Here is a 14315-nt window from a genome sequence, read left to right as displayed (position 1 = left end):
GTCATGACCGTGGAGGCGAAACCCGTCGATTCGAAGCCCGCTCTGCTCGGGGTGCGGCCCCGGCTGGTCCTCGCCAGCGGATTCATGCTCTTCCTGGAACTGGCGCTGATCAGGTGGACCGGATCGAACATCGTCCACCTCAGCTACTTCACCAACTTCGTGCTGCTCGGCTCGTTCCTGGGCATCGGGCTCGGCTTCCTGCGGGTGGGCAGGTCGCGGCGCCAGCCGTACTACTCGCCCGTCGTGCTGTTCGCGCTGGTGCTCGTGGTGACGCTGTTCCCGGTGACGGTGGACCGCGAGACGGAGGGCGTCCTCTACTGGACGAGCCTGTCGACCTCCGGGCCGCCCGCCTGGCTGATCCTGCCGGTGATCTTCTGCGCGGCCGCCGCCGTGCTGATGGGGCCCGCCGAGCTGGTCGGGCGGTGCTTTCCCGAGCTGCCCAGGCTCGAGGCCTATCGCTACGACCTGATCGGGTCGCTGAGCGGGATCGCGCTGTTCACGGCGCTGTCGTTCCTCAGCGCGCCGCCGGTGTTCTGGGGCGTCATCGTGGCGGCCGCCTATCTGGTGCTGCTGACCCCTCGCCCCCTGTCCGGATACATCGCCTTCGTGGCGGTGCCCGCGCTGGCGGTCGTGGCGCTGCTGCTGGGGGAGACGCTCACCGCGGGCGCCCTCTGGTCGCCCTACTACAAGGTGACCTACAAGCAGTTCGAGCAGCTCGGCCAGCCGGTGATGGACATCCAGGTCAACGGCATCCCGCACCAGCAGGCCGTACCGGCCAAGGCGCGGCTGGAGTGGGAGCGCCAGTACGCCCTGCCGTACGAGCGGGCCACGGCGGCGCCCGACGACGTGCTGATCGTCGGGGCGGGCAGCGGCACCGACGTCGCCATCGCGCTGACCAAGGGCGCCAAGCGCATCGACGCCGTCGAGATCGACCCCAAGCTTCGCGAACTGGGCGGCACCTACCATCCCGACCACCCCTACTCCGATCCGCGCGTGACCACCTACGTCACCGACGGCCGGGCGTATCTGGAGGGGACGTCCAAGAAGTACGACCTCATCCTGTTCGCCCTGCCCGACTCGCTCACGCTCGTGTCGGGGGCCAGCTCGCTGCGGCTGGAGAGCTACCTGTTCACCGAGCAGGCCATGCGCGCCGCCCGCGAGCACCTCAAACCGGGCGGGGCGTTCTCGATGTACAACTACTACCGTGAGACATGGCTGGTCGGACGGCTGGCGCAGACCATGAACAACGCCTTCGGCCACACCCCCTGCGTGGACATCGTCAGCGCGGCCGGGCAGCAGGCCGTGATCACCGCCGGGTTCACCCCGGCAGGGCAGCGATGCGCGTCGGCGTGGCAGCCGGTCGCCGGGACCCCCGCCCCCGCGATCGACGACCGTCCGTTCCTGTACATGAAGGACAGGACGATCCCGCCGCTCTACCTCATCACGCTGAGCCTGATCCTCATCGTCAGCCTGCTCGCCGTACGCGTCGTGGCCGGGCCGTTCCAGCGCATGCGCCCCTACGCGGACCTGTTCCTGCTCGGAGTGGCGTTCCTGCTGCTGGAGACCAAGAGCGTGACCGGGTTCGCGCTGCTGTTCGGCACCACGTGGGTGGTCAACGCGATCGTGTTCGCCGGAGTGCTGATCGCGGTGCTCGCCGCCGTCGAGGTGACCCGCCGCTTCCGCACTCCACCGCTGCCCGTGATGTACGGCGTGCTGCTCGGCGGCCTGGTGCTCGCCTGGCTCGTGCCCAACGCGTGGCTGCTGTCGCTGCCCGTGCCGGTGCGCGCGGTCGCCGCCGTGTTCGTGGCGTTCCTGCCGATCTTCGCGGCCAACGTGGTGTTCGCCAAACGTTTCACCGACACCGCCGACGCGACGTCGGCGTTCGGCGCGAACCTGCTCGGCGCTGTGCTCGGCGGGTGCCTGGAGTATCTGGCCCTGGTGATCGGCTACCAGGGCCTGCTCATCGTGGCCGGGCTCATCTACGTGGCGGCGTTCGCGCTGCTGCCGCGGGTGACCGGCGCGTCCCAGTCGATCGTGTAGCGCTGCTCGGGGCCGAGCTGGGTCTCCAGGTCGGTGTCCTCGCCCTTGCCCGACTTCTTGTCGTTGAGCGCGGCGGCCCTGGCCGCCACCATCTCCACGCGGGAACGGCGGAGCTCCTCGTAGGCGGCGAACGCCTCGCCGAGGTCGGGCAGGTCGCGCAGGCAGCGGGCGAGCTGGATCGCGCTCTCGACGGCCAGTGAGGCGCCCTGCCCAGAGCTCGACGACGGCGCGTGCGCCGAGTCGCCGACCAGCACCATGCGCCCGCTGAACCAGCGCGGCACCGACGGCAGCACCTCCATCGCGCCGATCGCGACGAGGTTCTCGGGGCTGGTGTGCGCGACGAGCTCGCGGCCGGGCACCTCGTCGCCGACGGTCTCGCGCAGCGTGTCCAGCCATTCCTCGCCCGGGATCGCGCGGGCCCGCTGGTAGCTCAGCGCCTCCGCGTGGGGCAGGTTCGTGAACCAGCCGGTCCTGCCGTCCGGCAGCGACCAGTAGCCGATGAACGCCTTGCCGAAGGCGAAGTGCATGGTCTCCGGTTTGGTGTCCGTCTTGACGTCGGCCGTGGCGCCGATGCCGATCAGGGGGATCCGCTCCAGGCCTGGCGCCTGCGGGTCGATCAGGCCGCGCACCGTGGAGTTGATGCCGTCCGCGCCGACCAGGAGGTCGCCGGTGGCGGTGGTGCCGTCCGCGAAGTGGGCGGTGACGCCGTCGGCCGTCTCCTCGGCGCTCACGAGGCGCTTGCCGTACACGATCGGGACGCCCGCGGCCAGCGCCCGGTCGCGCAGGGCGGCGAACAGGTCGGCGCGGCTGATCAGGCGGCTCGGCGGCAGGCCCTCCAGCCCGCCCACCTCGGCCAGCTGGAAGCCGGTGGCCGTCGAGGTGACCATGCCCCTGATGGGCAGGCCCTTCTCCTGGACGTCCTCGTCGGCGCCGATGATCTTCAAGGCCGCGAGCCCGTTGGGGGCGAGGGTCAGTGCGGCGCCGACGCCGTCGGACGCGCTGTCGTAGGCCTCGTGGACGGTCGCGTCGATGCCCGCCCTGCGCAGGGCCATCGCGGTGACGGGTCCGGCGATCCCGCCGCCGATGATCAATGCTGTTGTCATGGCTCAATAGTTGCACTGCAACTAGTTTGTCGTCAACTAGTCTCCTGGAGGGTATCCTCGGGACATGGTTTCCGGGACGCCGCTGGCGCTGACGGTCTTGTCGCTGCTGCAGTACAAACCGATGCATCCGTACGGCATGCAGCGGGTGATCAAACAGTGGGGCAAGGACCAGGTCGTCAACGTCGGGCAGCGATCGAGCCTCTACCGCACCATCGAGCGGCTGGCGGGCGGCGGCCTGATCGCGGTGCGGGAGACGGAGCGCGACCAGCAGTACCCGGAGCGGACCGTCTACGAGATCACCGCGTCGGGGCGGGCGGCGGCGCGTGAGTGGCTCCTGGAGATGCTGCGGACGCCGCGGCAGGAGTACCCGCAGTTTCCCGCCGCCCTGTCGCACCTGCTGATGCTGCCGGTGCCGGAGATCGTCTCCGCGCTGGGCGAGCGGTTGGAGACGGTCTCTGGAACGCTCCGGGACATGGACGCGAACCTGGCCGCTCAGGCGTCCGACGGGTTGCCGCGGATCAGCATGCTGGAGTTCGAGTACCTGCGCGAGATGACGGCGGCTGAGGTCGCGTGGTTGCGCGGCGTGGTGGGCGACCTGGAGGCCGGACGTCTGGCCTGGACGGCGGAAGAACTCGAACGCCATGCCTGACCGATGATCAGCCGCGCGCTCGTGATCTACCTGACGAGCACTCCCTGGCCGAGCAGGAACGGCGAGGCCGTGGCTCAGGCGCTAGGACCTGAGCTCCTGCCCGCCCTCGACGCGCTGGTCCAGGAGATGGTGGCCATCCCCGTGGACTGGGAGAACCACACCCTGGAGTCCGGGACCGCCTGGGCCCGGGAGGAGATGCGCCGCCGCCACCCCGACCTGACCGACGAGGCCGTCGCGGCGCTCGGCGGCTACTTCGCGTACCAGTGGAAGTGAACTGTCGGTGGGGTCTGGTTGGGTTGGCGGGTGGACTTTCTCCAGCACCTCGCCGACGACTTCGTCCTCTTCCGCGCCGCCGTGGCCGGTGCTGCGGGGGACGCGCCGGTTCCGAGCTGTCCTGACTGGACGGTCGGTGATCTGACCGAGCATGTCGCCCTGGTCTATCTCCACAAGGTGGAGACGCTCCGGCGGGGGGAGATGCCCGGCGACTGGCCGCCTGACCTGTCGGGTGAGGCGCCTCTGGACGTTCTCGACCGGGCGTACGGCGAGCTGGCCGGGGAGCTCACGGCCAGGGATCCGGAGGCGTGGGCGAAGACGTGGCACGCGCCCGACCAGACGGTGGGGTTCTGGATGCGGCGGATGGCTCAGGAGACGGTGATCCACCGGATCGACGCCGAGCAGGCCCTCGGGGGGCCGGGGAGTGCGGTGGGCGATGAGCTGGCGGTGGACGGGGTGGACGAGGTGCTCAGGGTCTGCCTGTACGACATGCCGGTCCCGGCTGGTTGGCAGGGACCGGTGGTCGTGACCGCCGGGGGGAGGAACTGGACCGTGGACACGCATGGCTCCGTGATGCGGGCCGTCGACGGGGTGGTCGACGAGCCTGCCGCCACGTTCTCCGGGTCGCCTGAGCAGGTGTTGCGGTGGTTGTGGGGGAGAGGCGGCACCGTCGAAACGAGCGGCGAGGCAGAGACGTTCCGTCAGCTGCTCAGGGAGTCCACCCAGTAGGTCAATGGGAAGGATCCCGGCGGATCGTGGTGATCAGCCGGGATCCGGGCGGCTCAAGCCGTCAAGAGCGCGGTCAGATGCCGCAGATCTCGTTGAGGGACTTCGCGTTCTTGTTGGTGTTCTGCGTCGGCGTCTGGGTCGGGGTGGCCTCGTGGGTCCTGCTCGGCGTGGCCGAGGGAGAGCCAGGGGAGGCGGTCACGTTGGCGGCCAGCGCCTGCCGTGACGGCTTGGCGGAGTCCGCCAGCGCCTTCGCCGCCGCGCGCCTGATCTTGACCCAGTCCGGCGAGCCCGTGTAGAACTCCGGCGGCACGAACTGCAGGCTGGTGATCTTGGCGCCCTTCACCTTCAGCGCCAGGTTGGCGATGTGCTCCACCAGGTCGGCCGGGATGTTGGTCTGCGCCATCTTCTTGGCGGCCGACGCGATGTGGGTGAAGTTCGCCAGGATCTTCTCCGGCGTCGCCTGCTTGGCGAACGCGGCGATCACGCACCGCTGCCTGGCCATGCGGTGGAAGTCGTCGTCCACCACGCGCGAGCGCCCGTACCAGAGCGCCTCCTCGCCGGTCAGTTTCTGGTACCCGGCCTTGATGGTCCCCGCGGTGCCGTAGTGGCCGCCCCACGGGATGTCCTTCTCGACCTTGATCTTGATGCCGCCGATGGCGTCCACCAGGTCCACGAAGCCGTACATGTTGATCAGCGCGTAGTAGTCGATCTTGAGGCCGAGGGTCTGGCTGATGGCGTCCATGAGGGCGCGCGGCCCCCGGTTCTTGCCGCCCATGATCTCGGGGTGGTCGTTGCCGAACTGCCAGATCTCGTTGAGCAGCCCGCCGTTGGGCAGCTCGGCCATGTAGCCGTTGGGGAAGTGCTTGGACAGCGGCGAGGTGGGCGGGAAGCGCACGTGCTGCAGGTTGCGCGGGAGGCTGAACATGACCGTGTTGCCGGTCTTGGTGTCCACGCTGGCCACCGTCATGCTGTCGGTCCTGACGCCGGTACGGTTGCCCGCCGCGTCACCGCCGATGAGCAGGAAGTTGACCCGCGGCTTGCCGTCCCAGGGATCCTCCTGCTTGATCTCCTTGACCGGCTCGCCCCCGTCGGTGGTGTCACCGCCGGGGCGGAAGATGTCATGGATCGCGCCCCTGGCCGCGGTGAGGGTGGTCGCGCCGACGGCGAAAGGCGCCATCACGCCGACGCAGAGCACGCCGACCAGGATGCCCGAGATGATCTGCTGGGTCTGGTCCAGCCGGTTGGGCCCGAGGGCGACATAGGAGACGATCACCAGCACCGACCAGCACACCGCGCCGATCCAGGCGGCGATGATGAGGGTCAGCAGGGTGTCCTGGCGGGCGAAGGCGCCGGCGCTGCCACGCGTCAGTCCATAGACGAGGGCGCCGAGAAGGACCACGCCGAAGGAGCCGAGAAGGGCGAAACCCGTTCGCCGGTGCCCGGCGCGCAGGTGGGCCATTCCGGGGACCAGGATGGACAGCGCCGTCCAGCCCAGCACCGACCCCAGGTTCAGGGGTTTGGCGAAGCGCGGGCCCTGGGTTGTGCTGCGCCGTTTTCTCCCGCCGGCGGCGGGCTCTCCCCCAGGACGCTTCCTCACACCGGCTCCTTCTTAGGTGTTACCAGGCAAAACACGGGGTTTGCCCCCTGATGACCACAAGATTGCCGTGATTCTAGCCCCCATATAGGGACAACACCGACAAGTGCCCAACCTGAGATGAACGGCCCGTAAAGCTAGGAGGTCGTCGAGGCCGGCGCCAGCCACGTATTGCACTGGTACGACTTGTTCCTGTCGTAGCCCTGCCGGAACCACCGGTAGTTGTTCGTGCGACTCCCGTGGTCACGGGGATATCCGGGCCAGTCGCCCACCTGACCGTAGAAGGAGAACAACGACTGCCGGTTGGACGTGCTGACCGGATAGCTGCCCGCGACGGACCGCATCCACATGCCGCCGAAGCACGTCGCCTGGAGCTCCAATTTTCTGCTCAGCGCCAGCCGTCCGCTCTCGCTGCTGGAGGCCAGGTGCTTCTGCCAGTGCGCGTCCAGGATGCCGGTCAGGTTCTGCACGTGGTGACCGTACTCGTGGGCCATCATGCTGATGATCCCGCCGCTCCAGCTGATGATCTGGCCGTAGCCCATCTGGTTGCCGCTGCCCTTGGCCAGCGCCGAGGTGGAGGCGTAGATCGTGTTGTTGCGCGGGCAGTAGTAGGGCACCATGCTCCCGGCCGACGGGTAGTCGCCGCACGCGCCCCTGCCGCGCTTGGCGGCGATCGCGTAGCCGGGCGGGCTCCAGTCGATGCCCTGCTTCTCCAGGATCTGCTTCCAGCCCTTGTCCATACAGTGGCCGGTCTTGATGATCAGCGCCTTGAGCTGGGCGCCGTTGAAGACGTTCACGTTGCCCGCCGGGCACGCGGTGTTGGGCAGCGCGCCGGACTTGTACATCGTGTTCTCCTTCAGCCCCTTGTTGAGCACCACCTGCTGCGGGGGCTGGTCGACGTCCGGCTGGTCGTCGTTCGTCGGGGTGGGCCTGCGGGTCGGCTTGACCGGGTCGCTCGTCTCGCCGGGGCTGGGGAGGTCGGACGGGGTGTAGGTGGGGAGCGCGATCGGGTTGGCCGGTTCCTCGGTGTGGCTCTTCTTGAGTACGGCGGAGCCGATCACGAGCAGCACGAACAGCGCGGCCATCGTGCCGAGGAGCGCGCCGATCACAGCGACGGCGCCGCCGGACTTCTTGCGCGGCGGCTGCTGCCAGTGCCCGTAGGGCCCGGGGCGCGGCGGCATCGGGGGCGGTGGTGGCGGCGGCGTCCACCCGGGGCCCTGGGGCGGGTACTGCGGCCCCTGCTGGTACGGCCCGCCGTACGGCTGGCCCTGCGGGGGCGGCGGGGGAGGGGCCTGCTGGGGGTACGGCCCCTGCGGGTAAGGGTTCTGCGGCGGGTAGGGGCCCTGGGGGTACGGGTTCTGCGCGGGCGGCCCCTGCGGGTAAGGGGGGCCCTGGGGTGGGTACTGCCCGGCGCCCTGGCGCTGGGGTGGCGGCCAGGGGAGGGAGGGTGGCCGCTGGGGCTGCCCTGGCCCATGGGGCGGTGGTGGATATTGCCCGTTGCCTGCCATCCTGACGCCCCCTCGGCCCCGTTGTCGGTATCGGCCCGACCCTTGCCAGCCTTTGTCGAATTTGGGGCAGAAGCATACTGATTTATCACCCGTCACGGATGTAGCAGTATGCGGTTACAGTCCGAAATCATTCGAGGTGATCTCCGCTATGTTCCGGACCGAGCGGTCGGCGTTGTCCTAGCTTCAGTGACATGAATCTGCAGCAGCTCCGCTACGTGGTCGCGACTGCGGAGCACCGCACCATGACCGACGCGGCCAGATCGCTCTACATCGCGCAGCCTGCGCTTTCACGCGCGATCCGGGATCTGGAGCGAGAGCTCGGCATGACGCTGTTCGCTCGCTCGGGACGCGGTGTCGTCGTCACCGCGCAGGGCCGGCGGGTGGTCAAGCTGGCGAGGGAGGCGCTCGACGCCGTAAGGGAGATCGAGGGCCTGGCCGGCCACGGCGGCACCTCGGAGGCGGAACTCCGCATCGCCTCCACCCCCAACCTGGAGCCCGGACTCGCGGGGCGGCTGCTGCCCGCCTACGCGGCCGAGCATCCAGGTGTCCGCGTGCACATCGTGCGCTGCGACGGCAGGGACGCCGTGGTCAGCGCCATCAGGGACCAGCGGGCCGATCTCGGTCTGACCGACCTGCCGGTGCCCACCGACCTCATCACCCACCCCCTCGAACGACAGGAGATCGTCCTCATCTCACCCCCAGGACTCGACCTGCCCACGCCGGTGCCGATGTCGCGGCTCGACGGCCTGCGGCTGGCTCTCCCCGCTAGGGGCAGCACCAGGCGCAGGGAGCTCGACGCGATGTTCGGCAAGTACGCCGTGACACCCGTCGTGGTGCTCGAGACCGACGAGCGCAACGGCTGGCTCAGTGCCGTGAGGGCTGGGCAGGCGTCGTTGCTCTGGTACCGCGGGATGGCCGAGCAGGCCAGCAGGGCGGGGCTCGTGGTCCGCTCGCTGGAACCCGCCGTCCGCCGCGTCATCGCAGTCGTCCACGCCCGCCGCCGCCTACCTCTGATCGCTCAGGACTTCCTGGCGACCGCGGAAAAGGGCTCCGCAGCCTGATTCCGTCCCGCTCGGGTACCGCGCCACCCGGGCCCGTTTCGAGACTTTCTTGTACGGCAAGCCGCACCACGCGCCACCCGCCGACCGGGACCGGGCTCCTTCCAGGGAGACGCTCACCGAGCGGACGCATGATCCGCCGCAACGGCGTCGCGTGAAGCCGCCGGTTGCGTGCCTCTGCCTCATCGATGAAACCCCGTCGCGGCGACCGCCACTCCTGCGAGATCGCTGCCGAACGCGCCTGCGATACGCTCGCGGTGATGAGCATTCTGCGCTTGGGCGGCCGTGCTTTCGGCCCTGGGGAGTTCGCGGTGATGGCCGTGGTCAACCGTACCCCCGACTCCTTCTACGACAAGGGCGCCACCTACGGGTTCGACGCCGCCCTGGAGGCCGTCGACCGGGCCGTGGCCGGTGGGGCCGACATCGTGGACATCGGGGGCGTCAAGGCGGGTCCAGGCGATCTGGTGGACGCCCGCGAGGAGATCCGGCGCGTCGCCGACCTCGTGGAGGCGGTCCGCGACCGGCACCCCGGCCTGCTCATCAGCGTCGACACGTGGCGGGCAGAGGTCGGCGAGGTGGTGGCGAAGGCGGGCGCGCACCTGCTCAACGACACGTGGGGCGGCGTCGACCCGGAGCTGGCCGAGGTGGCGGCTTCCTACGGCATCGGGCTGGTGTGCGCGCATGCGGGGCGCGTCGAGCCCCGCACGCGGCCGCACCGCATCGCGTACGACGACGTGGTCCAGGACGTCATCGACCTCACCACGGAGCTGGCCGAGAAGGCGGTCGCGGCGGGGGTGGAGCGCGAGTCGATCCTCATCGATCCGGCGCACGACTTCGGCAAGAACACCTTCCACTCCCTGGAGGTGAGCCGCCGCCTGGACGAGATGACGGCGACAGGCTGGCCGGTGCTGGTGGCCGTCTCCAACAAGGACTTCGTGGGGGAGACCCTGGGCGGCCTCCCCGTCGACCAACGACACGCGGGCACGATGGCCACCCTGGCCGTCTCAGCGTGGCAGGGCGCCCGCGTCTTCCGCGTCCACGACCCCGCCTCCGCCCGCACCGCCCTCACCGAAGTCACCCGCCTCAGCAACCGCTGACCCCCACAACCCCCACAACCCCACAACCCCCACAACCCCCACAACCATCGTGGAGGGAAACGAGATCACGGGGGCAAGGGCGCCGGGGGTGGGGGCGCGGAATGGTCAGCTGTAGATCACCGAGAGGAAGCGGACCAGGATCGACTCGCGCACCTTCGCGGGCAGGGCGTCCAGCACCTTGTTGACCACCGCCATCTCCGGCTGGTCCCTGCTGGTCAGATCGATCCCCACCGAAGCCGCCAGCGACGCGAACGTGGCGTCGTCCAGCGCGTCGAGGTCCAGGTCCGCGATCAGCTCCACCAGCCCCTCGGGCAGCACCGCAGGCCCACGCTCCAACGCCGCCGCGGCGGACTCCGCGATCACCTCCAGCATCGCCGACACCCCCGACAACGTCACCCCGGTCACGGTGATGTGCAGGTTCGCGGGAATCCCCGCATAAGACAGCTGCGGCTGGATGAACCACCCCCGCCGACGCGCCTCGTCAGCCAGCACGAACACGTCGATCGTGTCCGACGTGAACGCCACCAGCGACGACGAAGGCTCACCGAGCACCCGCAGCCCGTCGATCGCCCCGATCCCCTCGCGCAGCCGTACGGTCGCCTCCAGGCAGGCCCGCGCCAGCGCGAGGTACCCGTCCCTGCCCAGCGCCCGCATCGTCGCCCACGCCCCACCGAGCGACCCCGCCGACCGCGAGCTCTGCACGGTCGCGTTGATCACCGTGTACCCCGGCCAGGCAGCCGAGGCGAAGTACGCCTTACGCCGCATCGCCGGATCGGCGAACAGCACCACCGACGCCCCCTTCGGCGCGTAGCCGAACTTGTGCAGGTCGCAGGAGATCGACGTCACCCCGGGCACCGACAGGTCGAACGGCGGCACCTCCGCCCCCGCCAGCCGCAACCACGGCAGCAGCCACCCGCCCACGCACGCGTCCACGTGACACGGCACCCCGCGCTCCGCGGCGATCGCCGCCACCTCGGCGACCGGGTCGACGACCCCCTGCGGGTAGGACGGCGCGGACACCACGACCAGGCACGTGCGCTCGTCGATGGCGTTCGCCATCGCCGCCGGGTCCACCTGGAACGTCTTCAGGTCGACCGGCACCGGCACGACCTCGAGTCCCAGGTAGTCGGCCGCCTTGTGGAAGGCGGGATGCGCGGTCACCGGCGCCACGATCGTGCCACCGGGCTTCCGCGCCGTCTTCACGGCGAGCATGACGGACTCGGTGCCGCCGCTGGTGAAGATGCCGTGCCCGCCGCCGAGCAGCTCGGCCACCGCGCCGACGACCTGACGCTCCATCTCCACGATGCTGGGGAAGGCGGTCGGGTCGAGCATGTTGACCTCGAGCATCTCGAGGTAGGCGGCAGCGGCCGCCGCGTGCACGCCGGGCCGCCCGGTGTCGTAGACGTAGGCGGTCACCTTGCCGCCGCGCACGGGCAGGTCGTGCGCGCGCAGCGCGGCCAGCTCGGCGGGCAGGCCCTCGGCGCCGAGGCCGTGCTCGAAGAAGGTCATGGCAGCCCCAGCATCCTCTGCACCATCAGATGGAGGTGCGCGCGGAACCGGCGCACGGCCCGCGCGTCACCGGCGCCCCTGCGGCGCCCCTCGGCGTCCAGCACCCCGCCCCTGGCGAAGCCGTTCACGCACCAGATGACCGACCACAGCGCGTACTCCACGTCCACGTCCCGGTCGATGGGCAGCGCCGACAGCGCCCCGCCGATCGCGTTGACCAGCGGCTGCACGTACTCCTGCTCCAGCGAGGTGATGTCGCCCGCGTCGGACAGCCACCGGTGCATCCACAGCGACGGGATCTCCGGATGCTCCACGCACAGGTCGACGTACCGGTCGAGCAGCCGGTGCAGGGCGGCGGGCGCGTCGGCCGGGGAGGCGGCAGCGAGCGCGGCCGTCGCCTCCTCCAGCGCGGTCCGCTCGGTGTGGTGGGCGCGCTCCATGACGGCCAGGTAGAGCTCGCGCTTGCCGCCCACGTGGTAGTTGACCGTCGCCACGTTGAGCCCTGCGGCGTCGGCGATCTGGCGCGTCGAGGTGCCGTCGTACCCGAGCGCCGCGAAGAGCTGCGTGGCGATCTTGAGGATCGTCTCCGCCTGCTCACTGTCGCGAGTAATCACCCCGGCAGCCTAACAAACGCTTGATGGAGAGAGGGTAAAGCGCCGTCAGCGAACCGGTGGCAACCGCACCACGGCCCGCAGGCCGGGCGCGGCGTCCTCCAGGTGGACGGTGCCGCCGTGCGCGCGCACCGTCTCCCGCACGATCGCCAGGCCGAGCCCGGCCCCGCCCTCGTCGCGGCTGCGCCCGGAGTCGAGGCGGGTGAAGCGGTTGAACACCCGCTCGCGGTCCGCGGGGGAGGGGATGCCCGGCCCGTCGTCGGTGACGGTCAGCACGCCGTCGGCGGTCAGCGCCACCTCCACCTTCGAGGCGGTGTGCCTGACCGCGTTGTCCATGAGGTTGGTCAGCACCCGGCTCAGGTCGAGGGCGTCGCCCCGCACGGTGACCGGGTCGCACGCGGTCAGCCTGGCCTCGCCGTACCGCTCGACCACCTGCCTGACCACCTCGTCCAGGGCCACCGGGTCGCTGCGCGCGGGGGTGCCGCCCCGCTCGTCGAGGCGGGCCAGCGCGAGCAGGTCCTCGGCCAGGCGCGACAGCCGCAGCGTGTCCTCCAGGACGCCTTCGGCCGTCTCGCGCCACTCCTGGCCCTCGGGGTGGCCGAGCGCCACCTCGAGCTGCAGCCTGATGCTGGCCAGCGGGCTGCGCAGCTCGTGCGCCGCGTCGGAGACCAGCGCCCGTTGCCTGCCCTCGGCCTCCTCCAGCCTGGCCAGCATGCTGTTGAGCGTCGTGGCCAGGGAGTGCACCTCGTCGCGCGCCTCGGGCACCGGCAGCCGCCGCGACCTGGCCGTGTGGGTGATCTCGGCGGCGCCCTTGCGCAGCGCGACGATCGGGCGCAACGTCCTGCCGACGATCAGCCAGCTCGCCCCGGCCAGCAGGATCAGCAGCAGCGGCGTGCCCGCCAGCAGCACCCGGCCCGCCACCGTGATGCTCCTGTCGATCTCGTTGATCGGCCGCGCGGCCAGCACGATCTGCCCGTGGTCGGCGCGCATGGCCACCACCCGCAGCGCCCCGTTGATCGCGTACGGCCGGCCGTCCAGGAACTCCGCCTCGCCCGAGGACAGCGCGCGCGCCAGCCGCCGGTCGTTGAGCAGCGGGACGAGCCGATCGGTGCCGTAGGTGACGTGCGTGATGCGCCCGTCCTTGTCCATGACCTGCACGATCGTGCCGTCGTTGGTGGTTACCGGGCTGGTCAGCGTCCCGTTGTCGGCCTTGACCCGCACGGTCTGCGCCTGCAGCCTGACCGACTCGTCCGCGGTGTCGATCAGCGTCTTGGTCAGCACGCTCAGCAGTACGGACGCCGAGATCGCCAGCGCGATGGCCAGCGCGGCCGAGGCGGCGGCGGTGATCCTGAACCGCAGGCTCTTCCTGCGCCACCACGTCAGCGGGGACTCAGCCACCGTCGCCGGCCAGGCGGTATCCGGCGCCGCGCACGGTCTGGAGCGCGTTCCTGCCGAAGGGGGCGTCGATCTTGCGTCGCAGGTAGCCGACGTAGACCTCGACCACGTTGGGGTCGGTGTCGAAGGTGTCCCAGACGTGTTCGAGGATCTCCGACTTCGACACGACCTCGTCGTGCCTGCGCATCAGGTACTCCAGCAGCGCGAACTCGCGCGGCGTCAGCTCGATCGGCGTCTCGCCGCGCGCCACCTTGCGCTTGGCCGGGTCGAGCGACAGGTCGCCGGTCGCCAGCACGGCGGGGCGGCGGCCCGTGTCGCGCCGCAGCAGCGCGCGCAGCCTGGCCACCAGCACCACGTAGGAGAACGGCTTCGTCAGGTAGTCGTCGGCGCCCAGGTCGAGGCCGTCGGCCATGTCGTACTCGCCGTCCTTGGCGGACAACATGAGGATCGGCACCCAGTTCTCCTCGGCGCGCAACTGCTTGCACACGTTGTAGCCGGACAGGCGCGGCAGCATGATGTCGAGCACCACGATGTCGTAGTCGCCGTGCCTGGCCTGGTGCAGGCCGTCCTCGCCGTCGTGGGAGAGGTCGACGGCGAACCCCTCTGCCTGCAACCCCCGCTGGAGGGCCGCGGCCATCCGCCGCTCATCCTCGACGACCAGAACTCTCATAGCCCCCATAGTGCCGTGTCCCGCTGAGTGCACGCTGAGAACGATCTCAGGCGGTCTCAGGTTGACCACAGGACCCGTGACG

Annotated in this window: 13 protein-coding genes; 6 read left to right on the top strand and 7 right to left on the bottom strand. The window is 70.3% G+C overall.

Going from position 1 to position 14315, the window contains the following annotated elements; genetic code table 11:
- The first annotated feature begins 3 nt into the window (after positions 1-3).
- Entirely contained in the window at positions 4-2040 is a 2037-nt protein-coding gene (locus tag ACIBG8_RS12615) for a spermidine synthase (protein WP_397342803.1), read from the top strand.
- On the opposite strand, the gene ACIBG8_RS12610 is transcribed toward ACIBG8_RS12615, so the two are convergent.
- The gene (locus ACIBG8_RS12610; protein WP_397342802.1) at positions 1980-3143 is read right to left on the bottom strand and encodes an FAD-dependent oxidoreductase; all 1164 of its coding nucleotides are present in this window, start codon (positions 3141-3143) and stop codon (positions 1980-1982) included. The genes ACIBG8_RS12615 and ACIBG8_RS12610 overlap by 61 nt on opposite strands.
- A gap of 64 nt (positions 3144-3207) precedes the next feature.
- Between ACIBG8_RS12610 and ACIBG8_RS12605 the strand changes: the two genes are divergently transcribed.
- The 3 genes from ACIBG8_RS12605 to ACIBG8_RS12595 are packed head-to-tail and all read left to right on the top strand — an operon-like array spanning position 3208 to position 4794.
- Complete coding sequence (locus ACIBG8_RS12605) at positions 3208-3792, top strand: PadR family transcriptional regulator (protein WP_397342801.1); 585 nt, start codon at positions 3208-3210, stop codon at positions 3790-3792.
- Positions 3793-3795: 3 nt separating this feature from the next.
- The gene (locus tag ACIBG8_RS12600; RefSeq protein WP_397342800.1) at positions 3796-4065 is read left to right on the top strand and encodes a hypothetical protein; all 270 of its coding nucleotides are present in this window, start codon (positions 3796-3798) and stop codon (positions 4063-4065) included.
- Between the two features lie 30 nt (positions 4066-4095).
- A complete protein-coding gene (locus tag ACIBG8_RS12595; RefSeq protein WP_397342799.1) occupies positions 4096-4794 on the top strand; it encodes a maleylpyruvate isomerase family mycothiol-dependent enzyme in 699 nt (232 codons plus the stop codon).
- Between the two features lie 73 nt (positions 4795-4867).
- On the opposite strand, the gene ACIBG8_RS12590 is transcribed toward ACIBG8_RS12595, so the two are convergent.
- A complete protein-coding gene (locus tag ACIBG8_RS12590) occupies positions 4868-6391 on the bottom strand; it encodes an LCP family protein (protein ID WP_397342798.1) in 1524 nt (507 codons plus the stop codon).
- A 134-nt stretch (positions 6392-6525) separates the two neighbouring features.
- A complete protein-coding gene (locus ACIBG8_RS12585) occupies positions 6526-7569 on the bottom strand; it encodes a neutral zinc metallopeptidase (RefSeq protein ID WP_397342797.1) in 1044 nt (347 codons plus the stop codon).
- A gap of 518 nt (positions 7570-8087) precedes the next feature.
- Between ACIBG8_RS12585 and ACIBG8_RS12580 the strand changes: the two genes are divergently transcribed.
- Both ACIBG8_RS12580 and folP read left to right on the top strand, forming a co-directional pair.
- Positions 8088-8957, top strand: a complete 870-nt coding sequence (locus ACIBG8_RS12580) for a LysR family transcriptional regulator (protein WP_397342796.1) — start codon at positions 8088-8090, stop codon at positions 8955-8957.
- A gap of 257 nt (positions 8958-9214) precedes the next feature.
- Positions 9215-10051 (top strand): dihydropteroate synthase, encoded by an 837-nt coding sequence (gene folP, locus ACIBG8_RS12575; protein WP_397342795.1) that lies wholly within the window; start codon positions 9215-9217, stop codon positions 10049-10051.
- Between the two features lie 105 nt (positions 10052-10156).
- On the opposite strand, the gene ACIBG8_RS12570 is transcribed toward folP, so the two are convergent.
- From ACIBG8_RS12570 to ACIBG8_RS12555, 4 genes are read right to left on the bottom strand one after another with little or no spacing between them, the layout of a single operon-like run.
- A complete protein-coding gene (locus tag ACIBG8_RS12570; protein ID WP_397342794.1) occupies positions 10157-11560 on the bottom strand; it encodes a pyridoxal phosphate-dependent decarboxylase family protein in 1404 nt (467 codons plus the stop codon).
- Positions 11557-12171, bottom strand: a complete 615-nt coding sequence (locus ACIBG8_RS12565; protein WP_397342793.1) for a TetR/AcrR family transcriptional regulator — start codon at positions 12169-12171, stop codon at positions 11557-11559. The genes ACIBG8_RS12570 and ACIBG8_RS12565 overlap by 4 nt, the downstream gene beginning before the upstream one ends.
- A 45-nt stretch (positions 12172-12216) precedes the next feature.
- Positions 12217-13566, bottom strand: a complete 1350-nt coding sequence (locus ACIBG8_RS12560; protein WP_397342792.1) for a sensor histidine kinase — start codon at positions 13564-13566, stop codon at positions 12217-12219.
- A complete protein-coding gene (locus ACIBG8_RS12555; protein ID WP_397342791.1) occupies positions 13559-14233 on the bottom strand; it encodes a response regulator transcription factor in 675 nt (224 codons plus the stop codon). Before ACIBG8_RS12555 ends, ACIBG8_RS12560 begins: the two co-directional genes overlap by 8 nt.
- Positions 14234-14315 lie beyond the last annotated feature (82 nt).

Source organism: Nonomuraea sp. NPDC050556 (assembly GCF_044457355.1).
GTDB lineage: Bacteria > Actinomycetota > Actinomycetes > Streptosporangiales > Streptosporangiaceae > Nonomuraea.
Note: the sequence above shows the minus strand (reverse complement) of the source record. Positions and strands in the feature narration are given on the sequence as shown.